Below are 21725 nucleotides of genomic sequence, written 5' to 3'. Positions count from 1 at the left end.
CAACCGGGTGGGGTGCAGGGCGGCCAGGGAGGAGCGTCATGCTGGTGGACGCGCGTACGGTAGCGCAGGACGGAAGCATCGAAGCGGATGTCTGCATCATCGGCGCCGGCGCCGCCGGCATCACCCTGGCGCGCGAGTTCATCGGCCAGCCCTTCAGCGTCTGCCTGCTGGAAAGCGGCGGACTGAACTACGAGGCCCAGACCCAGGCGCTCTATCAGGGCAAAACCTCGGGTCTGCCCTACACGCCCCTGGATGCCTGCCGGTTGCGCTACTTCGGCGGCAGCACCAACCACTGGGGCGGCCTGTGCCGACCGCTGGACGAGCTGGATTTCGAAGCCCGGCCCTGGATTCCGCACAGCGGCTGGCCTTTCGGCAAGGCGGAGCTCGACCCATTCTACCGCCGGGCCCAATCCATCTGCCAGCTCGGCCCCTACGCCTACGAGGCCGAAGCCTGGCAGTCCAAAGAGCGGCCGCCGCTCCCGCTCGTCGGCGACCGCATGGTGAGCCGCGTCTTCCAGAACAGCCCGCCGACCCGCTTCGGCCAGGCCTACCGCGAGGAGATCCGCCGGGCCCTCAACATCCGCACCCTGCTGCACGCCAACGTGGTGAACATCGAGACCAACGCCACGGCGAGCGCCGTCACCCGCCTGCGGGTGGCCAGCCTCGACGGCAAGCGTTTCTGGGTCCGTGCCAGGCAGTTCATCCTGGCCACCGGCGGCATCGAGAATGCGCGCCTGCTGCTCCTGTCGAACCAGGTGCAGCGCACCGGGCTGGGCAACCAGCACGACCTGGTGGGACGCTACTTCGCGGATCACGTGTATCTCTTCTCCAGAAACGTGGTCGCGCTGTCCAACCCGCGCCTGACGACCGGCCTGTACGAAACGCACACGGTGCGCAAGACGCCGGTGGTCGCCTATCTGACGCCCACCCCGTCGGCGCTGCGGCGCGAGCGGCTGGCCAACTACAGCCTGTGGCTCTATCCCCAGTTCTGGTCCAAGTACTCGGAGGGCATCGGCTCGTTCCGGGCGATCCTGAAGGATCTGCGCCACGGCCGCCTGACCGAGGATTTCGGGCAGCATGTCGCCAATGTCATGACCGATCTCGATGGCGTGGCCGGCGCCATCTACCGCCGGCTCTTCGGTCCCCTGCAGCTCAAGCTGGAGTACTGCGCCGAACTGGAACCCAATCCGGACAACCGCGTTTCCCTCAGCCACGAACGCGACAACCTCGGCCAACAGCGCGTCCAGCTCCATTTCCGGATGAGCGAGCGCGACCGGCTCAACATGCAGCGGGGAGTGCGCCTGCTTGGCCTGGAAGTCGGACGTGCCGGCCTGGGCCGGATGAAGCTCGACGAGGACGCGGACAACCCCCTGTGGCTGCAGGCCATGCGCTTCGGCGACCACAACATGGGCACCACCCGCATGCACCAGGATCCGAGGCGGGGCGTCGTGGATGCCGACTGCCGGGTGCACGGGATTTCCAACCTCTACATAGCGGGCAGCTCGGTGTTTCCCACCTACGGCTACGCCAACCCCACCTTCACCATCGTGGCCCTGGCCGTGCGCCTGGCGGACCACGTGAAGCGCGTCATGGCCTGAGGCGCCAGCGCTTCCGCAAGCCAAACGCCATCCCGGAGCGAGGCCGGCCTGCCCCACCGCCAGGAGCAAGTCAGCCTTTGGTCGGGACAAGACAACCGAACTTCAGCCGCGGAGCAATCTCCAAGCGAGCAGAGAAGCCGCACCTCGGCGCAGCGCTCGTGCGCCGATCCTCCATCAACCTTGCGGGTCCGCGCTCCGCGAAGGAAATGCCATGCCAGATCCGAGGCCACCCACCCAGCCGGATCGCCTGCCGCCGCTCTCTTTGCGGCAGGAGCAACAGCGCAAGGAGGAAGTCCTCACCCACGGCACCCCCTCGCATGTGCCCAGCATTGCCGATGCCATCGTCATCAAGGATCAGGAGATTTTTTTCCTCAGCGAACGCGACGGCCAGGTGCCGCTCGGCGGTGAACACGGCTTCGGGCTGTACTATCACGATTGCCGCTATCTGAACGGCTATGAATGGGTGATGGAAGGCGCCAAGGCGGACGTTCTGGTGGCCAGCGCCGCGGCCGGCTTCATGGCGGTGCTGGAGTACGCCAATCCGAATCTGCGCATGCAAAGCGGCGAGATGCTGCAGAAGCGGACGCTCGGCATCAAGTGGGAGCGGATCCTCGATGGCCAGACGCTGAGTCTCTACGATCTGATCACCTTCCGGAACTATCAGTTGCAGCCGGTGGATTTTCAGCTTGCCTTCACTTTCCACGCCGGCTTCGAAGACGTCTTCGCGGTGCGCGGCATGCTGCCGGAGAAATACGGCATCCGACAGCCGCCCGCATGGCAGAACGACGTCCTGCGCTTCCTTTACGAAGGCGCCGATGGTCTGTGCCGGGCCCTGTTCGTGCGATTTTCCGAGGCGCTGCTCAGCCGCGAGACGCAGACCGCCCGCCTGCACCTCAGCCTGCCGCCGCAGCAGGACAACACCCTGATGGTTTCCCTGACGGTGGCCGAAGCGCCCAGCGTGCGGGAGCTGCAGGATCGCGTCCACTCCCGGCACAGCATCCGCCAGGTGCAGGATTACCAGCGCGCGACGGCCAGACAGTGGCTCAGGCAGTACACGCAGGTCCGCTGCCCGTCCCCGCTGGTCGAGCGCATCGTCGAGCGCGCCCTGGGCGACCTGCAGGTGCTGCAGAGCACGCTGGACGGCGATACCTACTTCGCCGCAGGCGTGCCCTGGTTCGTCACCCTGTTCGGGCGCGACAGCGCGCTCACCGCCCTGCAAACCCTGGCCTTCCAGCCGGACATCGCGGCGCAGACCCTGCGCCTGCTGGCCAAGTACCAGGGCCGTGAGGTAAGCGCCTGGCGCGACGAGCAGCCGGGCAAGATCCTGCACGAGCTGCGGGTCGGCGAAATGGCCCGGCTGAACGAGATCCCTTACACGCCCTACTACGGCAGCATCGACGCCACCCTGCTCTTTCTCATCCTCCTGGGCGAGCACGCCGCCTGGACGGGCAGCCTCGACCTCTTCGGGGAGCTGCAGCCCCAGGTCGAGCTGGCGCTGGCCTGGATCGGACGCTACGGCGACCTGGACGGCGACGGCTACGTGGAATACCAGAGCAGCACCGGCAAGGGTCTGATCAACCAGGGCTGGAAGGATTCGGGCGACGCCATCGTCAACCGCGACGGCAGCCTGGCCCGCCCGCCCATCGCCCTGGTGGAGGTGCAGGCCTACGTCTTCATGGCCAAGCGGCACCTGGCAGAGCTCTACCGGCGCAGCGGCGACGCGGGGCGGGCGCAGCGACTGGAGCAGGAGGCGGAAGCACTGCGCGTCCGCTTCAACAAGGACTTCTGGCTGGCGGACAAGCAGTTCTACGCCCTGGCCCTGCAGGCGGGGAAGCAACCCGCGACGGTGATCACCTCGAACCCCGGGCACGCGCTGTGGGCCGGGATCGCGGACGCGGACAAGGCGCGCCTCGTCAAGGACCGGCTGCTGGCCGCGGACATGTTCAGCGGCTGGGGCATCCGCACCCTGGCGACCACGGAGCTGCGCTACAACCCCATCGCCTACCATCTGGGCACCGTCTGGCCCCACGACAACGCTCTGATCCTGGCCGGCCTGCGACGCTACGGCTTCGACCAGGAGGCGCTGCGCATCTTCGACGGCATCTTCAGCGCGGCCACCCATTTCCACGCCTACCGCCTGCCCGAGCTCTTCGCCGGCTTCCGCCGCGACGACTACCAGGTGCCGGTGCGCTATCCGGTGGCCGACCACCCCCAGGCCTGGGCGGCAGCATCCGTGCTCCACATGCTGCAGCACATGCTCGGCCTGCAGGCCGACGGCTTCGCCCGGCAGTTGCGCATCGTGCGGCCGCTGCTGCCGGATTTCATTCACCGCCTGGAGCTGCACGGGCTGCGGGTCGGCGCGGCGACGGTGGACCTGCGCTTCGAGCGCGCGGCCGACGGCACCCTGCAGGCGCGGGCGCTGCACGTGGACGGCGAGCTGCAAGTCGTGACGGTGCCGAGCTGAGCCCGTCCGGCCGCATCCGCCCTTCCGCCGTTTCCACCGGCTGCGCCAGCGGCCACAATGCCCTCTGTTTTGCGGCGATCATCGCCATCGGGAGGAGCCCTAGCCCATGAAGCCATCGACAGCACCCGAAGTGGTCGTCATCACCGGCGCCTCGGCCGGCGTCGGTCGCGCCACCGCGCGCGAATTCGCCAGGCGCGACGCCCGCATCGGCCTGCTCGCCCGCGACCGCGAGCGGCTGGAAGCCACGCGGCGGGAGGTGGAGGAATTGGGCGGCCGGGCGCTGGTGCTGCCTGCCGACGTGTCCGATTACGAGCAGGTGGAGGCGGCCGCGGCGGCGGTCGAACGCGAACTGGGGCCGATCGACGTCTGGGTGAACAACGCCATGGTCACCGTCTACGCGCCCTTCATGGAGGTGACGCCCGCGGAGTTCCGGCGCGTCACCGAGGTCACCTATCTCGGCTACGTGCACGGCACGCTGGCCGCCCTGCGGCGCATGCGGCCGCGCAACCGCGGCAGCATCGTCCAGGTCGGCTCGGCGCTGGCCTATCGCAGCATCCCGCTGCAGTCGGCCTACTGCGGGGCCAAGCACGCCATCCTCGGCTTCACCGAATCGGTGCGCACCGAGCTTCTGCACGACCGCAGCCGGGTGCACGTCACTCTGGTGCACCTGCCGGCGGTCAACACGCCCCAGTTCGACTGGGCGCGCAGCCGCTTGCCCAGCAAGCTGCAGCCGGTGCCGCCCATCTACCAGCCGGAGGTGCCGGCCGAGGCCATCTACTGGGCCGCGCACCACCGCCGGCGGGAGATCTTCGTCGGTGCCTCCACCACCCTGGCCATCGAAGGCAACAAGCTGGCGCCGGGCCTAGCCGATCGTTACCTGGGGCGCACCGGCTACCGCAGCCAGCAGACCGGCGAGCCGGCCGATCCGGAGCGTCCCGACAACCTCTGGGAGCCGGTGCCCGGCGACTATGCGGCCCACGGCCGCTTCGACCGGCGCGCCCGCCCCAGCAGCCCGCAGCTCTGGTTGACCAAGCACCGCCGCAAGCTCGGCCTGGCCGCGCTCGGCGCCGCCATCGGCGCGGGTTCGGCCCTGCTCGGCAGAAAACCGGCATCGCGCAACCGCCGGGATTGAGCCGCGGCGCCGGCATGATCGTCATCGGACACGGACGCGCGGCAGGGAGGCCCTGACATGGAAGACTGGCTCAGCGTATACATGCTCTCCCGCATCCAGTTCGGGGTCATCGCCGCCTTCCATATCCTCTTTCCGCCGCTGACCATGGGCCTGTCCCTGATCCTGCTGACCTTCGAGGTCCTGTGGCTGCGTACCCGGGACGCCTTCTACTACCGCCAGCTGCGTTTCTGGACCAAGCTCTTCCTGCTCAACTTCGGCGTCGGCGTGGTCAGCGGCATTCCGCTGGAATTTTCCTTCGGCACCAATTGGGCGCCCTTCGCCCGCGACACGGGCAGCTTCGTCGGCCATCTGCTGGGCTACGAGGCGGTGCTGGCCTTCATGCTGGAGTCCGCCTTCCTGAGCATCATGGTCTTCGGCTGGCGCCGGGTGTCGGCCGGGGTTCATCTCTTCGCCACCGCCATGGTGGCCCTCGGCGCCAACCTGTCGGCCTTCTGGATCATGTCGGCCAACTCCTGGATGCAGACACCCTCGGGCGCGGTCTTCCAGGACGGCAAGGCCATCATCACCGATTACTTCGCGGCCATCTTCAACGAGGACCTGCCGGCGGCCTACTGGCACATGACCGCCGCCGCCCTCGAACTGTCGCTCTTCGTGCTCGGCGGCGTGAGCGCCTGGTACCTGCTCAGGGGCCGGCATGCGGACTTCTTCCTGCGCCTTTTCAAGGGCGCGGCCCTGGCCCTGCTGCTGGTCGCCCCCCTGCAGATCTGGCTCGGGGACCTGCAGGGCCAGAGCGTCGCCCGCTCGCAGCCCGCCAAGCTGGCCGCCATGGAGGCCCACTGGCAAACCAACCCGCCCGGCACGGGCGCGGCCTGGGCGCTGCTGGCCTGGCCGGACGAGGCCGGGCAGCGCAATCTTTGGTCCCTGGACATTCCCTACGGCCTCAGCCTGCTGGTCACCCATTCCCCGCACGGCCAGGTGCGCGGCCTGCGCGAATTTCCGCCGGCCGACCAGCCGCCCGTGTGGATTCCCTTCTACAGCTTCCGCATCATGGTGGCGGCGGGCTTTTTCATGGCCGCCGTGGCCCTCTGGACCCTGTGGGCCTGGCGCCGGGGCGATCTCACCCCGGCGCGCATCGGCACGCGGCGCTGGCTCTTGCGCGCTTGGATGGCTTGCATCCCCATCGCCTATCTGGCCATCGAAACCGGCTGGTTCACTCGCGAGGTGGGACGCCAACCCTGGATCGTGTACGGGATCATGCGCACCGAACATGCCTACAGCGCCCTGCCGCTCGGCACCCTGCTCTGGTCCCTGGTGACCTACATCGTGGTGTACGGCGTCATCATCACCATGGGCTTTATCCTGGCGCGGCGCATCCTGCGGGCCGGGCCCGACCTGTCGAGCCCGCCGCCGGCGCCGACCGGCACGGCGCCCGATCAGCGCCCCCTGCCGCAGGGCGAGGCCGGCTGATGGACGCGCTCAGCGCGGCGCTCGCGCCCAGCCCGACCCTGGCGGTGCTCTGGTTCCTGCTCGCCGGCTTCTTTTTGATCATCTACGTGGTGCTGGACGGTTTCGATCTTGGCATCGGCATCCTGTCCCTCTTCACCGGCAGCGAGCGCCGGCAGACGCTGCTCATGGCCAGCCTGGGCACGGTGTGGGACGCCAACGAAAGCTGGCTCGTGGTAGTGGGCGGGATTCTCTTCGGCGCCTTCCCGCTCGCCTACGGCCTCATTCTGCACGCGCTCTACATCCCCATCTTCCTGCTGCTCTTCGGCCTGGCCCTGCGGGGCGTCGCCCTGGTCTTCCATGAGCACAGCGATCGCCATCGGCTGTGGGCGCTGCTCTTCGGCATCGGCAGCGTCCTGGCGGCGGCCGCCCAGGGCTTCGTGCTCGGCGGCCTGCTGGAGGCGCCGTCCATCCGGCAGGGCGATTACGTCGGCGGGGCCTTCGATTGGCTGACGCCCTTTAGCCTGGTGGTGGCCGTGGGGGTGACCGGCGGCTTCGCCCTCCTGGGCGCCACCTACCTCATCCTGAAGACCGAGGGCGGCATGCAGGCGCCCTACTTCCGCTTGGCCCGGCGCCTGGCTTGGGTGCCCTTCGCGGCCGCCGCCGTGGTCACGGTCTACTCCCCGTTGCGGCACCGCTGGATTTTCGAGGAATGGTTCAACCTGCCCAATTTTTATTTCTACGCCATCCTTCCCCTGCTCGCCCTCTTCGCCTTCTACCGACTGTTCCGCAGCCTGCGGCGCGGACATGAGCGCGCGCCCTTCCTGTGGACCGTGCTCATCTTCCTGAGCTCCTTTCTCGGCTTGGCGGCGACGCTCTATCCCTATCTCATTCCCGGGCGGGTGACCATCTTCGAGGCGGCGGCGCCCGCCAATACTCTGTGGTTCATGACGGCGGTGGTGGGCTTCTTCATCCCGATCCTGATCGCCTACAACGCCTACCTGTACCGCACTTTCCGCGGCAAGATCCGGCCGGAAAGCGGCTACGGCGCGGAACGGGATTGAAGCTGCCCGGACGGGCGGGGGTGATGCGGCTTACTTGTAGCGCTTGCGGCGGAAGAGATCGGTCTTGCGGCTGACCAGCCGGTCCAGGAAGAGCAGGCCATCGAGGTGATCCATCTCGTGCTGCACGGCGCGCGCCTCGAAGCCTTCGAATTCGAAGGCGTGCTCCGCGCCCTGCAGGTCCTGGGCCTGCACCACGATCCTTTCGGCGCGGATGACGTTGCCGGTGAAGTCGGGCACGGACATGCAGCCCTCGCGGCCCACGGCCATGCCCTCCCACTCGGCCAGCTCGGGATTGATCAGGGTCAGGAAGCCGTGGCACCGCTCGCCGAGCTTGGGCCGCACGTCCACCAGCACGATGCGCTCGAAGCGCCCCACCTGGGGCGCGGCGATGCCCACGCCGCCGGGGCCGGCGTACATGGTCTCGGTGAGATCGGCGACGAAGGCGGCCAGCGCGTCGTCGAAGCGCGCCACGGGCGCGCTGACCTGCTTCAGCCGCTCGTCGGGATAGGTCAGGATGGGCAGGACGGCCATGTCAGAGCATCAGGGTATCCACGGGACTGACGCGGATCTCCACCTGCTCCTGCTCGCGCACGGCCGCCAGGGCCGCCTCCGCCGCCGCCACGCCGCCCGGCGAGCTGCCTTGGATGACCATGATGTAAACCGGCCGCTCGCTGCTGCCGGACAGATGGCTTTCCAGATCGATGATATTGAAGCCGATCTCCGCCAGCGCCCCGGTGACATGGGCGACGATGCCCGGATGGTCGGCGCCGAAGACGGTGATGCGGCAGTTGGGCGGCGTATCGGCGCCGCTCAGGGGCGTCGCCACCGGGTCCAGATGCACGCGCAGATCCAGCTTCTTGACCGCCGGGTCCAGGGCGGTTTCCACCGAGCCCAGATCGGCGGGGTAGCGCAGCACCTGCATGATGGCGAAATAGCCGCCCAGGCGCATCATGGCCGCGTCCTCGATGGAGCAGCCGGCGTTGTAGAGCGCCTGGCTCACCGCGGCGACGATGCCGGGCCGATCCTGGCCGATCACCGTCAAAATGGCTTGGCTTTTCATTGTGTTCCTCCCAATCCGGCCATTCTGGCCGTCACCATGAAGCGGAAAATGTACTCCAGCAGTTCCGTGTGATGCAGGGCCGCCCGCGGGCTCGGCCCCCAGACCGTGGCGCCGTGCAGATGGATGAGCAGGGCCGGCACGGCGGGCGGCGCCTCCTGGAGCTGGGCCTCGATGCGGCGGGCGATGTCCGGCACGTGGGGCAGGTTCTCGAAGACGGGCAGATCCACCGCCGGCTCCGCCTCCCAGCGGCCCAGGCCCTTGAGCATTTCCAGTGCCGGCAGCCGCAGCCGGCCGTCCGCGGCCCAGTGGGAGACGACGTTGGCCTCCACGGAATGCACGTGGTAGATGGCGCCGGCCTCCGGGAAGCACCGGTAGATGGCCTGGTGAATGCTGGTCTCGGCAGACGGCCGGGCCGCCACGTCCGGCGCCTCCAGCACCATGCCGTCCAGATCCAGGCGGATGAAATCCAGCTCATCGAGCTCGCCTTTGTGCCGGCCGCTGGCGGTGATCCAGAAGCCGCCGTTCGCGCTGCGAGCGGACAGGTTGCCGGCCGTGCCCACCATCCAGCCGCGCTGGTAAAAATGACAGGCCGCCGCGATCAGGGCCTTGCGCTCGTCAGCCATGGCGCGTCTCCGTCGGGCGACCCGCCCCGGCCTGCCACAATTCGGTCAGCTTATCCTGCACCATATGGAAATCCTCGAAGGGGTGAAACGCGCGGCCGCGCTCGGTGAGATAGCCCGCCAGCCGGTCGCGGGCGAAGACGGTGGGGCAGCGCAGCGCCATGTTGAGGTCGGTCACCGAGTCGCCGATGCAGACGGGCCGCACGCCCGGATAGCGGGCCATGACGAGCGGCTTGGACACCAACTCGTCACCCGCCTCCCAAGGCGACAGCACCTGGAGGGTCGCGCCGCCGCACGCCACGTCCGCCGCGTAGATGGCCGCCACCTGCCCGGCCAGCGGCCCCAGAATGGTCCGGACGATGCCCAGCAGCCCGCCGCTGATGATGACGAAGGGCACTTGGCGCTCGCCGAGGAAAGCCAGGAACTCCGGGAAGCCGACGCGCAGCGGAGCACCACGCACGAAGTCCAGGATCTCCGGGTAGCGCTCGCAGGGAATGGATTCCAGGATGCGGCGCACGCCCTCGCGCAGGCTCAGGCGCAGGGCATACATCTCCGGCAGCAGCCGGGCGCTCGTTTCGGGCGCGAAATGCTTGAGCACCGCCACGAAGGTCTCGTCGCGGGTGATGGTGCCGTCGAAATCGCAAAAGACAGCGTAGGATCGGGCCGCGTCGCTCATCGCCTAAAAGCCGCCCCAGCGTTCCACCGCCGCGCGCAGGGGCCCCGCCGGCAGCTCCTCGAGCCGGAACGGCTCGCCCGGCACGGCCCGCTCCAGGGCCTCGAAAAAGGCGCGCACCCCCGCCGCCGGCCCCTGCGGATGATCCATGACCCCGGCCCCGGCATTGAGAACCACGTCCGGGCCGTAATCGGCCAGCACCCTGGGCACCACGCCCGGGTGGATGCCCGCCGAGGGCACCGGGAACACCCCGCGCGCCCGCAGGCGGTCGCGGATCTGCGCCTCGGTGGCCGCGGCGAAGGGCAGGCTGCCGTAGTGGGCCGGATAGAGCACCGCGTCGGCGCCGGCATGGGCCATCAGGGTGCCCAGAACCACGCCGTAATCGAGGCCGTAATCGGGCGCGCCGCACAAGGCTCCGGCCAGGGCCGGGTGGGCGAAGATGGGCACGTCGATCTGCGGGTCGGCGGCCAGGGCCTCGAGCACGGCATAGCCGTAGGGCAGCACGTTCAGCAGCAGAGCGTTGGCGCCCTCCGCCACCAGCCTGCGCGCCTGGGCCAGCAACTGGTCGGCGCGGCCGCTCAGATTCACCGCGTAGAGCAGTTCCTTGCCGGTGGCCCGCGCCGCCTCCTCGATCACGGGCCGGCAGGCGCGCAGGCGCTCCAGGGTAGGCGCCTCGGGCAGATCGGGCAGGATCTCGTCGTCCTTGATCACGTCCAACCCGGCGAAGGCCACCTCGCGCAGGATCTCGGCGTGATCCTGGGCGGACAGGCCCAGGGCCGGCTTGAAGATGGCCATCACCAGCGGCCGGCCCTGCACGCCCAGCCGCTCGCGGATGCCGCGCAGGCCCAGCTTGGGCCGCAGGCCATAGTCGGCGGGCAGGCGCAGGTCCACCACCTTGGCCGGTCCGGCCAGGGAGTACTTGCCGAAGATCATGGTGAGTAGGCTGCCGATCTCGCCGGCGACGTTGGCCAGCGGAAAGCGCACGCGGGCCAGGTGCGCGCCGTCCGGCAGGGCCTCCACGGCCACGACCTCGGCCAGGTAGCCGCGCAGCTGCGCCTCGCGGTGGCGGAAGCGCTCGTCCCAGGAGCCGGCGGTCTGGCCCACGGCGATGGCCTGGGCCTGGCGGCGGGCATCCACGCCGGGCGGAAAGCGGTAGCTGACCTCGACGGCCGTCGTGCTCATGCGCGCCCCGTCAAAAGAGCACCGGCGTGCCCGTGTACTCGGGCACCCAGCCGGCCGTGCTGCTGAAGTAGCGCACGGCCTTGACCCGACGCATGGGCGTCAGGCGGAACCAGTGCTCCGTGTCGCGCGGCACGTTGATGTAGTCGCCCGCCGCCACGGTGAGCTCGACCTGCTGTCCGTCGGGCAGCACGAAGCCGAAGATGCCCTCGCCGTCCACGATGTAGCGCACCTCGTCGTCGGCGTGGGTGTGGCACTTGTCGAACTTGCCCAGCATCTCGCCCAGGCCCGGCAGCGCCTCGTGCAGCACGATGAGATCGCGGCTCTGGTAGCCCTGCTCGTCCTTGAGCCGCTGGAAGTAATGGTCCAGGTGGCCGAGCAGCTCTTCCTTCTCCGCCTCGTTCAGCGCCGCCTGGGCCAGGAGCGCCTGCAGGCGCGCGCTGCCCCCGGTCGGCCAATAGTTCAGCGTGACGCCCAGCGGCGCCAGGGCGGCCTGAATGGCTTGCAAGTCGGTCACTACCGTGCCGTCCTGCCGTTGCAAACTCGCCATCGTTCTTTCTCCTGTGTCCCGGGCCAGGAAAGCGGGCCCGGCATTCGCCTGTAAATGTATCCCAAGGGTCCCATCCTGTCATCCTCGTCTGGCTTCCGGCCCCGTTGCGCGCCATCTCCGGCGAAGGTCGGAGCGATCCTGCCGGAACTTCCGGGATTTGGTCTAAGCAATTGTTCGATTGGCAATATCCCAAGGAGGATGCCATGCCACACGTACATGTCATGTCCCATGTGGAGCACGGGCGCACGCCGCACTGGAACTCCGCGGTCGGCGCGGGCATCATCGCCGGCATCGTGTTTCTGGTGCTGGAAATGCTTCTGGTGCCGCTTTTCGTGCCAGGCACCACGCCCTGGACCCCGGTCCGCATGGTTGGCGCCATTGCCCTCGGCCAGGACGCCCTGCCGCCGCCCCACACCTTCAGCCTGACGGTGTTCCTGGCCGCGGCGCTGGTGCACTTCGCGCTGTCCATCATCTACGCCCTGATCGGCGCCTACCTCATCTTCCGCCTGGACACCTGGGCGGCCCTGCTGGTCGGCGTGGTGGGCGGGCTGCTCATCTACTACGTCAACTTCTACGGCTTCACCGGGCTCTTCCCCTGGTTCGCCGAGGCGCGCAACTGGATCAGCATCCTGACCCACATCGCCTTCGGCGTGTCCGGGGCCTGGGCCTACAAGGAGCTGGCGAAGCGGGAGGTGCTGCACGAAGTGAGAACCGCCTGAACCGGCCTACAGCTGTCCGGGGCCTGCGCCGGCCGTGATGACGACCGGCGCAGGCTTCACCACATCGAGCATGAAAAGGAGGAACCCGTGCCCCGCGCCAGGACTTTGGCTTACATGGAAACCGGGCGGACGCCGCACTGGCACGCCGCCATCTGGGCCGGCCTCATCGCCGGTCTGGTGTTCATCGTCGTGGAAATGCTCCTGCTGCGCTTTGCCGCCGGGGTGTCGCCCTGGCTGCCGCTGCGCATCATCGGCGCCCTTCTCTTGGGCCCGGCGGTGCTGCCGCCGCCGGTCAGCTTCGATACCAGTGCCTTCCTGGCCGCCATGCTCGTGCACTTCGGCCTGGCCGTGCTCTACGGGCTGATCCTGGCCTATCTCATCTTTCGTCTCGATGACGGCCCGACCCTGCTCCTGGGCGCGCTCTTCGGCCTGGCCCTGTACTTCGTCAACTACTACGGCTTCACCGCGCTCTTTCCCTGGTTCGTCCTCCTGCGCAGCTGGATCGTGCTGGCGGACCACGTGCTCTTCGGCCTCACGGCGGCCTGGGCCTACAAGCTGCTGGCCCGGCGCGAGATGCAGCACGCCATGTAAGGCGGAAGGGCGCCGGGCACAGCCGGCAAGTCACACAGAAGGCGAGCGCCGTGGAGATTCTCTCGTGGCGGGAGGTGGATTTCGCGGGGGTCGTGCTGGCGGGTCTGGCCGCCGGCTACGTCATGGCCATCGCCGGCCTGTGGGCGGGCAAGATCCCCGGCCTGGTCGCCATCGACATCGCCGACTTCGGCCGCCGCTACATGGTGTCCGACCGGCCCAGCGCCTGGATCCTGGGGCTCGTTTCCCATCTGGCCAACAGCATCCTGCTGGTGCTGCTCTGGGCCGCGGTCATCGAGCCGAACCTGGCTTGGCCGCGGCCGCTGGAAGGGCTGCTCTGGGGTGAATTCCTGGCCGTCACCCTCGCCGGCTCCCTGGTGGCGCCCATGTCCGGCCTGGGCTTCATGGGCCGCAAGACCGGCACGCCGCGCTTCGCGCTCACCAGCCTGCTCATGCACGCCCTCTGGGGCGGGCTGGTCGGCCTCATCTACGTACCCCGATGAACGGCGGCGCCCGCATTCCGCAGCCCATCCTGGTGCTCCACGGCGGCGGCGTGGCGCTCGCCTGCGCCCTCGATGGCCAAATCCAGGCCGGCGAGCTGCACGGCCTATTCGCCGGCGATACCCGCGTCCTGTCCACCTACCGGCTCGGCGTCGGCGGCCAGGCCTGGCGCCTACTGGGCCGCTCGCGCAGCGGCCACGCCACCGCCCAATGGGAGTTCCAGAATCCGCACATCCGCGACCCCGGCGGCGATCTGCCGGCCGGCACTCTGCTGCTCAGCCTGCGCCGCCGGCTCGATGGCGTGCTGCATGACGACTACGCGATCCGCGCCTTCGGCGATCGCGCCGTGCGGGTGCGCCTCACCATCCAGATGGACGCCGATTTCGCCGACATCTTCGAAGTCAAGAACCGCTCCATCCCGCCGCGCCTGAACGTCAACCGCATGCCCGCCGAGCACGGCGTCATCCTGGACTATGTGCGCGGGGGCTTCCGCCGCGGACTGCGGCTCGACCTCCATCCCGGTGCCGGCGTCCCCGCCTTCGTCGGCAGCCTGATCGTCTTCGAACTCGACTTGGCGCCCGGCGGCACCTGGACCTGCTGCCTGGAGGCCGCGCCGATCCTGGACGGCGTCACGCTCGCCCTGGCCGGCGACCCCCACGCGCCGGAGCCCAATCCGGTGCCGGACCCGCAGCGGCTGCGCATCCGCAGCGTGCCGCTCCTGGCGCGGCCCTTCGAGCGCGGCCGCGCCGATCTGCACGCCCTGGCCATCCCCCAGGACGACGACACGCCCTATGTCGCCACCGGCGCTCCCTGGTTCCTGACCCTTTTCGGGCGGGACTCCCTGGTGACCGCGCTCATGGCCGGCGTGGACGGGGCCTGGTCGGCCGCGGGCGCCCTGGCGGCGCTGGGCCGCCATCAGGGCCGCCGGCGCGACGACTTCCGCGACGAGGAGCCCGGCAAGCTGCCCCACGAGCTGCGCCGCGACGAGCTGACCCGGCAGGGCCGGCTGCCCTACTCCCCCTACTACGGCACCCACGACGCCCCGGCCCTGTACTGCCTCGCCCTGTGGCACGCCTGGCGCTGGAGCGGCGAGCGCCGGCTGCTGGACCGCCATTTCGATCACGCGCGCCGGGCCCTGCGCTGGTGCGACGAGCTGGGCGACCGCGACGGCGACGGGCTGCAGGAGTACGCCACGCGCAGCCCCCAGGGCTACCGCAACCAGGGCTGGAAGGACGCCGGCGACGCCATCGTCCACGCCGACGGGCGCCTGGCCGAGCCGCCGCTCGCCACGGTCGAGCTGCAGGGCTATCTCTTTGCCGCCCGTCTGGCCATGGCCGAGCTCCTGGACGCACTGGGCGAAGACAGCGAGGCGGCGCGCCAGCGGGACGCGGCGACCCGCCTGCGCACCCAGGTGGAGGAACGCTTCTGGATGGCGGAGGCCGGCTTCTACGCCCTCGCCCTGGACCGGGACAAGCGCCTGGTGGCCGGCATCGCCTCCAATGCCGGCCACCTGCTCTGGTGCGGCCTACCCGCGTCCGCGCGCGCCGCCGCCGTGGCCCGGCGCCTGCTCGCCCCCGACCTCTTCAGCGGCTGGGGCCTGCGCACCCTGTCCGCCGACAACTCGGCCTACAACCCCCTGCTCTACCAGCGCGGCTCGGTCTGGCCCCACGACACCGCCCTCGCCGCCGCCGGGCTGTGGCGCTACGGCTTTCGCGAAGAGGCCGGCATCCTGCTCAAAGCCATCCTGGAGGCGGCCACCGCCTTCGAGGACGACCGCCTGCCGGAACTCTTCTGCGGGCTCGACCGCTCCCACGGCCTGCCCGTGCCTTACGAGGAAGCCAACAGTCCCCAGGCCTGGGCCGCCGCGGCACCGCTGCTGGCGGCGCAGCTCTTCCTCGGCCTGGTGCCGGACGCGCCGCGGCGCCGCTGCCATCTGGACCCTTGGCTGCCGGACTGGCTGCCGCGCCTGGAGCTGCGGGGCATTGCCGTCGGCGCCGGCAAAGTGGACGTCGCCGTCCGGCGCGAGGGCGGGGAAACGGTGATCGAAGCGCTCGAAAGCGCGCAGGTGGAAATCGTGAGGGGCAGTGTGGCGGCGCCCCTGTGGGGGACGCCGCCTGCGTGATGCCGGGGACGGCTAGCGCGGCGCCGGAGCGGCCGGGACGGAAGGCGCCTCCGGCGCGGCCAGGGTGGCCACGGCGTTGACGGTCACCAAGTCGTTGACCATCACCGGCATGGCCGCCTCCATGGCCGGAGCGGCGCGGGTCAGCATCTTGTCCTGGGCGGCCGGCAGGGGCCGCGCCGTATTCAGGAAATCGATCCGGTGCACGTGCCAGCGCTGCTCCGGAAAGGCGCTGCGCAGGCGCACCAGCTCGTCGTTGACCTGGGCGTAGATGCGGGCCCGCGCCTGGGCCTCGGCCGCCTGCCGCTCGGCCAGGGTCGGGGTGAAATCGATGTCGTCCACCCGCACCTGCATGCCCGGCTGGCTGACCGACTTGGCGCGGTCGCGCACGTTGCCCAGGCGCGCCTCCGGCACCCGCGCCTCCGCCTCCACCCGCAGGCGCTCCAGGCCCGCCGCGTCCTGGCTGCGCTCGAAGCGGGTGATGTGCCAATCGGCCTGGCCGTCCAGGGCCTGCAGGCTCTTGCGGATGCGCCCGTGGGCGCCGGCGACGGCCCCGGCATCCTGCAGCACGGCATCGATGCCCACACGCACGCGCGGCGCGGCGGCGGTGGCCCAGGTCTCCGCCGCCAAGGGCAGAACCACCTGGTCGGGCGGCGGCACCCGGTCCGCGGCCAGGGCCAGAGGCGCGAAGCCCAAGCCCAGCACCAACAGGGAAAATCGCCAAGGGCTGCTGCTCATCTTTTTTCTCCTTGTCTGTTCACGATGCGGCCTCCAGCCAGATCAGGGAGGCCATGCGGCCGGTCACCCCTTCGCGCCGGTAGGAGAAGAAACGCTCCGCCTGCGCGTAGGTGCACAGCTCCCCGCCGAAGATCTGCGCGGCCGGCACCCCCGCCGCTTGCAGGCGCAGGCGCGCCAGTGCGTAGAGGTCGGCCAGCCAGCGGCCCGCCGGCGAGGGCCGGAAGGCATCGGCGGCGGCCGGCCGCCAAGCCAGGAAGCGTTCCCGCACCTCGCCCCCCACTTCGAAGGCCGCCGGGCCGATGGCCGGGCCCAGGTAGGCACAGAGCGCGCTGCCCGGCCGCTCCATGGCCGCCACCCCCGCCTCCAGCATGCCGTCCGCCAGGCCGCGCCAGCCGGCGTGCAGGGCCGCGACGCGCCGGCCCGCCGCGTCGGCCAGCAGCACCGGCAGGCAGTCGGCCGTCATCACGGCGAGCACCACCCCCGGCGTGCCGGTCACCGCGCCGTCGGCCCGCGGCACCGCCGCGCCGGGCTCGCGGAACTCCGCCACCGCCGTGCCGTGCACCTGCTCCAGCCAGCGCGGCTCCGCCGGCAGTCCCGCCGCCGTGCGCAGCAGCGCGCGGTTGCGCGCCACGCGCTCGGGCGCGTCGCCCACGTGGGTGGCCAGGTTCAGGCCGGCGTAGGGGCCCTCGCTCACCCCGCCGGCGCGGGTGCTGATGCAGCAGCGCACGTGGGCGGGCACCGGCCAATCGGGCTGGATCAAGTGCAGCATCAGTCGGGCCTCTTCTCCGTGCGCTCGCGCGAGCGGCGCAGCAAGTCGAGCATCATCTCGAAATCCGCCGGCAATGGTGCCTCCCAGGCCACGCGCTCGCCGGTGCGCGGGTGCAGGAAGGCCAGCCGCGCGGCGTGCAGGGCCTGGCGGCGGAAGGCGCGCCACTGCGCCTGCTCGCCGCCATCGAGTCCCGGCGGCACGATCTGGCGGCCGCCGTAGACCGGATCGCCCACCAGCGGATGGTGGATGTGGGCCATGTGCACGCGGATCTGGTGGGTGCGCCCGGTCTCCAGGCGCACCCGCACCAGGGTGTGGCGGGGAAAGCGCTCGGCGATGCGGTAGTGGGTGACGGCCGTCTTGCCGCTGCCGGTCACCGCCATGCGCTTGCGATCCACCGGATGGCGGCCGATGGGCGCCTCGATGCGGCCGCCGCCGGTCATGGCGCCGACCACCAGGGCCTGGTACTCGCGGGTCACCTCCCGCGCCGCCAGCTGCTCGACCAGGTCCTGGCGCGCCGCCTCGCTCTTGGCTACCACCAAAAGGCCGGAGGTGTCCTTGTCCAGGCGGTGCACGATGCCGGCGCGCGGCAGGGTGGCGCAGGCCGGGGCGTGATGCAGGATGGCGTTCAGCAACGTGCCTTCCGGGTTGCCGGGCGCCGGATGCGCCACCAGCCCCGCCGGCTTGTTGAGCACCAGGATGTCCTCGTCCTCGTAGTAGACATCCAGGGGGATCTCCTCCGCGCCCCACGCGCCCGGCTGGGGCGGCGGAATGCGCAGGTGCACCCGCTCCATGCCCAGCACGCGCTGGCTGCCCCGGGCCGGCTGGCCGTCCACCAGAGCCAGCCCCGCCTTCAGCCAACCCTGGATCTGGGTGCGCGTGTACTCCGGCAGCAGATGGGCCAGCGCCTGATCCAGACGCCAGCCCTCCGTTTCCGGCGGCAGCTCCAGCCGCATGGTCTCGCCGCCCTCTTCCATTGCCGCCAAATTATGATAAGTTACGTTCATGTTTAAGCATTCCATACCATTCGTCATCGCGCTGGCCCTGGGCGCCAGTCTCGCGGGCTGCGCCGCCGGCTCGAAGAACAAGGCCGCCGACAGCGCCACGCCGGTGGAAAGATTGTACGCCGAGGCCGAGAAGCCGTACAAAAGCGGCAACTATCAACAGGCCATCGAGAAATTCGAGGAGCTGGAATCCCGCTATCCCTACGGGCGCTACGCGGAACAGGCGCAGTTGAACGTCGCCTACAGCTACTACAAGATGGGCGAATCGGCCGCCGCCGTCGCCGCCGCCGACCGCTTCATCAAGCTCCATCCTACCCATTCCAGCGTCGACTACGCCTACTACCTTCGCGGGATCGCCTATTACCAGGCGATCGAGGGCGCCGTCTGGGACCCGCAGCCGGCACGCAACGCCTACGACTCCCTCAACACCGTGGTGACCCGCTTCCCCGACAGCCGCTATGCCGCCGACGCCCGCCTGCGCATGGCCAAGGCGCTGGAGATCCTGGGCAACTACGAGCTCAACGTCGCCAAGTACTACTTCACGCGCGGCGCCTTCGTGGCCGCCGCCGAGCGCAGCAAGACGGTGATCACCGACTATCAGCTCACCCCGGCGCGCGAGGAAGCCCTGGCGCTCCTGGCCCGCTCCTACGCGGCCATGGGCCTGTCCGACTTGGCGCGGGACACGGCCAAGATCCTCGCCTACAATTATCCGAACAGCCGCTTCCTCAAGGAACTCAAGGGCATTCCGCTGAGCTGAACTTCAGCGCACGAACACGCACGAGGCCTCGCATGTGGGATTTCTTCAGCACCGTCCGCCACCGCCACTCCGTCCGGCACTACCGTAACGACGCGCCCGTGGAAGCGGAAAAGCTGCACGCCGTGCTGGAAATGGCCGCCGCCGCCCCATCGGCTGGTGATCTGCAAGCCTACCACATCCATGCGGTGACCGACAGCGACAAGCGCGGGCAGCTCGCCCAGGCCGCCCATCAGCAGGACTTCCTCTTCCAGGCGCCGGTGTGCCTGGTCTTCAGCGCCGACCCGGAACGCTCCGCCGGCCAGTTCGGCGAGCGCGGACGCACCCTTTACGCCATCCAGGACACCACCATCGCTGCCTCCTACGCCCAGCTCGCCGCCGTGGCCGCGGGCCTGGCCTCCGCCTGGGTGGGCGACTTCGACGCCGCCCAGGTGCGCCGGGTCCTCGACATCCGCGCCGGGCTCGAGCCCATCGCCATCCTCACCCTGGGCTACCCCGCCGAGATCCCCGAGCCGACCCCGCGCCGGCCGCTGGACGAGGTGGTCACGCGCTGCTAGCGGCCATCAGGGCGCCGTCGGCCGCAAGAAGTCTGCCTGGCCCCGCCGCTTCCTGCGCGCACCAAGAGCGGCGCGTTTGCGCCGATCACCACAAAGCCCGAGTTGCCCTTCCTGGTCGTGGCGGGTCGCGGCCGCACAAAGCCCAGGCACGGGCTGGCCTGGCATCCGTGATCGCGGGCCAGCCCGCTCCTACGATACGTGCCGGATGCGCCACGCGATCAACGCCCCAACGCCGGATGACGCCCCCGGCATCCCGCAAATCGCCCCGCCCCCCAAGCTGCCCCCACCCGTAGCAGCGGGCTGGCTCGCGATCAACAACGCACCCGCCCCGCCAGCCCCTTAGGCAATTCGGCCGGCGCGCGCCGCTTGCGCCTGTGCTGCAATAAAGCTTCACGGCAGGCTATCGCAGCTCAAAAAGCGGAGGCACGGACATGCGCTGGCGCGGTCGCAGAGGCAGTTCCAACATCGAGGATCGGCGGGGCATGACCCCCATGGTGGCGGGCGGCGGCATCGGCGCCGTGGTGCTCGCCGTGCTGGCGCTTTTGTTCGGCGTCGATCCCGGCGTCGTCCTGCAGACCGGGACTGGCCAGCAGACCGCCCAGGCTCCCGCGCAGGCCCCGCAAAACGACGAAATGACCCAGTTCGTCTCCGTGGTCCTGGCCGACACCGAGGACGCCTGGAGCAATATCTTCCGCCAGGAACTCGGCCGCGACTACCAGGAACCCACCCTGGTGCTCTTCTCCGGCGCGGTGCAGTCCGCCTGCGGCTTCGCCCAAGCCGCCGTCGGTCCCTTCTACTGCCCGCTGGACCACAAGGTCTACATCGACCTGAGCTTCTATCAGGAACTCAAAAACCGCTTCCAGGCCCCCGGCGATTTCGCCCAGGCCTACGTCATCGCCCACGAGGTCGGCCACCACGTGCAGACCCTGCTGGGCATCTCCGAACAGGTGCAGGCGCGCAGCCGGCAACAGGGCGAAGCCGGCGCCAATGCCCTCTCCGTGCGCCAGGAACTGCAGGCCGACTGCTTCGCCGGCGTCTGGGCCCACCAGGCGCAGCGCATGTGGCAGATCCTGGAGCCCGGCGACGTGGAAGAAGCCCTCAACGCCGCCAGCGCCATCGGCGACGACCGCCTGCAGCAGCGCAGCCAAGGCTACGTCGTCCCCGAAAGCTTCACCCACGGCAGCTCGGCGCAGCGGGTCCGCTGGTTCCGGCGCGGCTTGGAAAGCGGGGAGCTGGGGAATTGTGACACCTTCGGGGCCAGAACGCTTTAAGGCCCGCGCACCCTCCGCGCCGCGAGCAGGACAGCCGGCCAAGGCCACTCCTGAGCCGACCTGATCGCCTCATCCTCACATGCAACTACTCCCGAGGATCCCTTCAACGGCAGCTCCGGAAAGGCAGGCTGTTCAGCACCGCCGGCCGGGTGGCAATCGTGCCGTCGGCATTCACCACGAGTTTGCGCAGCGCCACCCCCTGGCATACGCCGTGCCGCATTTCCAAGAAGGTGTCGTAATCCTGTCCAGCCTCGGGCGTGAACAGCATGTGGATCGGGCCGCAATGATCCCAGTCCCCATTGGGCTTTTGGACCTGCCAGAACATCTTGACGGTGACAAGGTCGCCGGCCGGGATCACGTATTCACTGTAGGAAGCGGCCATGTCGCGGGTCGGCGGCATGCCGATGGTCTTGTTGGGGCGCAGGAAAGAAAACCCGCCGCTGGCGGCATGGATGACCGGATGGCGGCCGCCGTCACAGACGTAGCCCAGATACAGATCGACCAAGGGGCCATGAAACACGCGGATGCGGGCCGTGTGTCGGGGATCGAACGCCAGCGACGCCTGCGTGGCACTGGCGCAGCCGGCCAGCACGGCAACGCACAGCAACAAGATCACCAAGGACCGCTGCCCTCTGCCGGCGCTCAGCATTGGCGCTCCCGTGTTCGCCCGCCCTGCCGAGGCTGCGCCACGACCCGGGACCGAGGATAAGTGATACACAAGGCGTTCATGGGCACGGATAAAGACCGGCTGTCGGTGACCACGGCCTGTATGCTGCGCACGGCTTTCCCGTGGGCATCGTAGGCCGTGACGTCATACAGGCCGGGCTGCACCGTCGCGCAGGCCGCCGGCGCGGCCGCAGCCAGGGCCAGCACCATGCAGGTGCCAAGCCAGGAGACACTGTGGATTGTTGCTTGTGCCATGGTG

General features: G+C 69.6%; 23 protein-coding genes. 12 read left to right on the top strand and 11 right to left on the bottom strand.

Going from position 1 to position 21725, the window contains the following annotated elements; translation table 11 throughout:
- The first annotated feature begins 38 nt into the window (after positions 1-38).
- The 5 genes from G579_RS0113810 (at position 39) to G579_RS0113790 (ending at position 7701) form a co-directional block, all read left to right on the top strand.
- The gene (locus G579_RS0113810; protein WP_028990635.1) at positions 39-1598 is read left to right on the top strand and encodes an FAD-dependent oxidoreductase; all 1560 of its coding nucleotides are present in this window, start codon (positions 39-41) and stop codon (positions 1596-1598) included.
- A gap of 211 nt (positions 1599-1809) precedes the next feature.
- A complete protein-coding gene (locus tag G579_RS0113805) occupies positions 1810-4062 on the top strand; it encodes an amylo-alpha-1,6-glucosidase (RefSeq protein WP_051181699.1) in 2253 nt (750 codons plus the stop codon).
- 106 nt (positions 4063-4168) lie between these two features.
- Positions 4169-5194, top strand: a complete 1026-nt coding sequence (locus G579_RS0113800) for an SDR family oxidoreductase (RefSeq protein WP_028990633.1) — start codon at positions 4169-4171, stop codon at positions 5192-5194.
- 57 nt (positions 5195-5251) lie between these two features.
- Complete coding sequence (locus G579_RS17765; protein WP_051181697.1) at positions 5252-6661, top strand: cytochrome ubiquinol oxidase subunit I; 1410 nt, start codon at positions 5252-5254, stop codon at positions 6659-6661.
- Positions 6661-7701, top strand: coding sequence for a cytochrome d ubiquinol oxidase subunit II (locus G579_RS0113790; RefSeq protein ID WP_028990632.1), 1041 nt, complete (start codon positions 6661-6663; stop codon positions 7699-7701). Before G579_RS17765 ends, G579_RS0113790 begins: the two co-directional genes overlap by 1 nt.
- Positions 7702-7731: 30 nt before the next feature.
- Here G579_RS0113790 and def read toward each other — a convergent pair whose 3' ends face one another.
- The 6 genes from def to G579_RS0113760 are packed head-to-tail and all read right to left on the bottom strand — an operon-like array spanning position 7732 to position 11783.
- Positions 7732-8232, bottom strand: a complete 501-nt coding sequence (gene def / locus G579_RS0113785) for a peptide deformylase (protein WP_028990631.1) — start codon at positions 8230-8232, stop codon at positions 7732-7734.
- A gap of 1 nt (position 8233) precedes the next feature.
- Positions 8234-8761: a glycine cleavage system protein R gene (locus tag G579_RS0113780; RefSeq protein ID WP_028990630.1), complete on the bottom strand. Its 528-nt coding sequence runs from the start codon at positions 8759-8761 to the stop codon at positions 8234-8236.
- Positions 8758-9384: a methylthioribulose 1-phosphate dehydratase gene (gene mtnB, locus G579_RS0113775; RefSeq protein WP_028990629.1), complete on the bottom strand. Its 627-nt coding sequence runs from the start codon at positions 9382-9384 to the stop codon at positions 8758-8760. The genes G579_RS0113780 and mtnB overlap by 4 nt, the downstream gene beginning before the upstream one ends.
- Entirely contained in the window at positions 9377-10057 is a 681-nt protein-coding gene (locus tag G579_RS17760; RefSeq protein WP_038020128.1) for an HAD-IB family phosphatase, read from the bottom strand. Before G579_RS17760 ends, mtnB begins: the two co-directional genes overlap by 8 nt.
- 3 nt (positions 10058-10060) lie before the next feature.
- Positions 10061-11236, bottom strand: a complete 1176-nt coding sequence (locus G579_RS0113765; RefSeq protein ID WP_028990628.1) for a RuBisCO large subunit C-terminal-like domain-containing protein — start codon at positions 11234-11236, stop codon at positions 10061-10063.
- 10 nt (positions 11237-11246) lie between these two features.
- Positions 11247-11783: a 1,2-dihydroxy-3-keto-5-methylthiopentene dioxygenase gene (locus G579_RS0113760; RefSeq protein ID WP_028990627.1), complete on the bottom strand. Its 537-nt coding sequence runs from the start codon at positions 11781-11783 to the stop codon at positions 11247-11249.
- 203 nt (positions 11784-11986) lie between these two features.
- On the opposite strand from G579_RS0113760, the gene G579_RS0113755 reads away from it, so the two are divergent.
- The 4 genes from G579_RS0113755 to G579_RS17755 all read left to right on the top strand — a co-directional run bounded on the left by G579_RS0113755 (position 11987) and on the right by G579_RS17755 (position 15713).
- Positions 11987-12502: a hypothetical protein gene (locus tag G579_RS0113755; RefSeq protein WP_038020251.1), complete on the top strand. Its 516-nt coding sequence runs from the start codon at positions 11987-11989 to the stop codon at positions 12500-12502.
- A gap of 87 nt (positions 12503-12589) precedes the next feature.
- The gene (locus G579_RS0113750; protein ID WP_211218755.1) at positions 12590-13093 is read left to right on the top strand and encodes a hypothetical protein; all 504 of its coding nucleotides are present in this window, start codon (positions 12590-12592) and stop codon (positions 13091-13093) included.
- A 50-nt stretch (positions 13094-13143) separates the two neighbouring features.
- A complete protein-coding gene (locus tag G579_RS0113745; RefSeq protein WP_028990624.1) occupies positions 13144-13593 on the top strand; it encodes a hypothetical protein in 450 nt (149 codons plus the stop codon).
- Positions 13590-15713 (top strand): amylo-alpha-1,6-glucosidase, encoded by a 2124-nt coding sequence (locus G579_RS17755; RefSeq protein WP_051181693.1) that lies wholly within the window; start codon positions 13590-13592, stop codon positions 15711-15713. Before G579_RS0113745 ends, G579_RS17755 begins: the two co-directional genes overlap by 4 nt.
- A 12-nt stretch (positions 15714-15725) precedes the next feature.
- Here the strand turns inward: G579_RS17755 and G579_RS0113735 are convergent, their stop codons facing one another.
- Genes G579_RS0113735 through rluD form a run of 3 tightly spaced genes read right to left on the bottom strand, consistent with a single transcriptional unit; the run spans position 15726 to position 18221 of the window.
- Positions 15726-16448, bottom strand: coding sequence for a hypothetical protein (locus G579_RS0113735; RefSeq protein ID WP_028990623.1), 723 nt, complete (start codon positions 16446-16448; stop codon positions 15726-15728).
- A gap of 19 nt (positions 16449-16467) precedes the next feature.
- Complete coding sequence (gene pgeF, locus G579_RS0113730; protein WP_028990622.1) at positions 16468-17217, bottom strand: peptidoglycan editing factor PgeF; 750 nt, start codon at positions 17215-17217, stop codon at positions 16468-16470.
- Entirely contained in the window at positions 17217-18221 is a 1005-nt protein-coding gene (rluD, locus tag G579_RS0113725; protein ID WP_230973855.1) for a 23S rRNA pseudouridine(1911/1915/1917) synthase RluD, read from the bottom strand. The genes pgeF and rluD overlap by 1 nt, the downstream gene beginning before the upstream one ends.
- Here rluD and G579_RS0113720 point away from each other — a divergent pair.
- From G579_RS0113720 to ypfJ, 3 genes are all read left to right on the top strand, one after another.
- Positions 18220-18975, top strand: coding sequence for an outer membrane protein assembly factor BamD (locus G579_RS0113720; RefSeq protein ID WP_028990620.1), 756 nt, complete (start codon positions 18220-18222; stop codon positions 18973-18975). The genes rluD and G579_RS0113720 overlap by 2 nt on opposite strands.
- A gap of 32 nt (positions 18976-19007) precedes the next feature.
- Positions 19008-19529 carry a nitroreductase family protein gene (locus tag G579_RS0113715; protein WP_028990619.1) on the top strand — a complete coding sequence of 174 codons (522 nt, stop codon included), beginning with the start codon at positions 19008-19010 and terminating at the stop codon, positions 19527-19529.
- 431 nt (positions 19530-19960) lie between these two features.
- On the top strand, positions 19961-20800 hold the full coding sequence (gene ypfJ / locus G579_RS0113710) for a KPN_02809 family neutral zinc metallopeptidase (protein WP_028990618.1): 840 nt from the start codon (positions 19961-19963) through the stop codon (positions 20798-20800).
- Between the two features lie 103 nt (positions 20801-20903).
- On the opposite strand, the gene G579_RS0113705 is transcribed toward ypfJ, so the two are convergent.
- Positions 20904-21449 carry a hypothetical protein gene (locus G579_RS0113705; protein WP_028990617.1) on the bottom strand — a complete coding sequence of 182 codons (546 nt, stop codon included), beginning with the start codon at positions 21447-21449 and terminating at the stop codon, positions 20904-20906.
- Positions 21443-21721: a hypothetical protein gene (locus tag G579_RS0113700; RefSeq protein WP_155989894.1), complete on the bottom strand. Its 279-nt coding sequence runs from the start codon at positions 21719-21721 to the stop codon at positions 21443-21445. Before G579_RS0113700 ends, G579_RS0113705 begins: the two co-directional genes overlap by 7 nt.
- Positions 21722-21725: the final 4 nt, after the last annotated feature.

Origin of the sequence: Thermithiobacillus tepidarius DSM 3134 (assembly GCF_000423825.1) — a bacterium.
Lineage (GTDB): Bacteria > Pseudomonadota > Gammaproteobacteria > Acidithiobacillales > Thermithiobacillaceae > Thermithiobacillus > Thermithiobacillus tepidarius.
The sequence above is the reverse complement of the archived record's forward strand: the minus strand, read 5'-3'. Positions and strand labels throughout refer to the sequence as shown.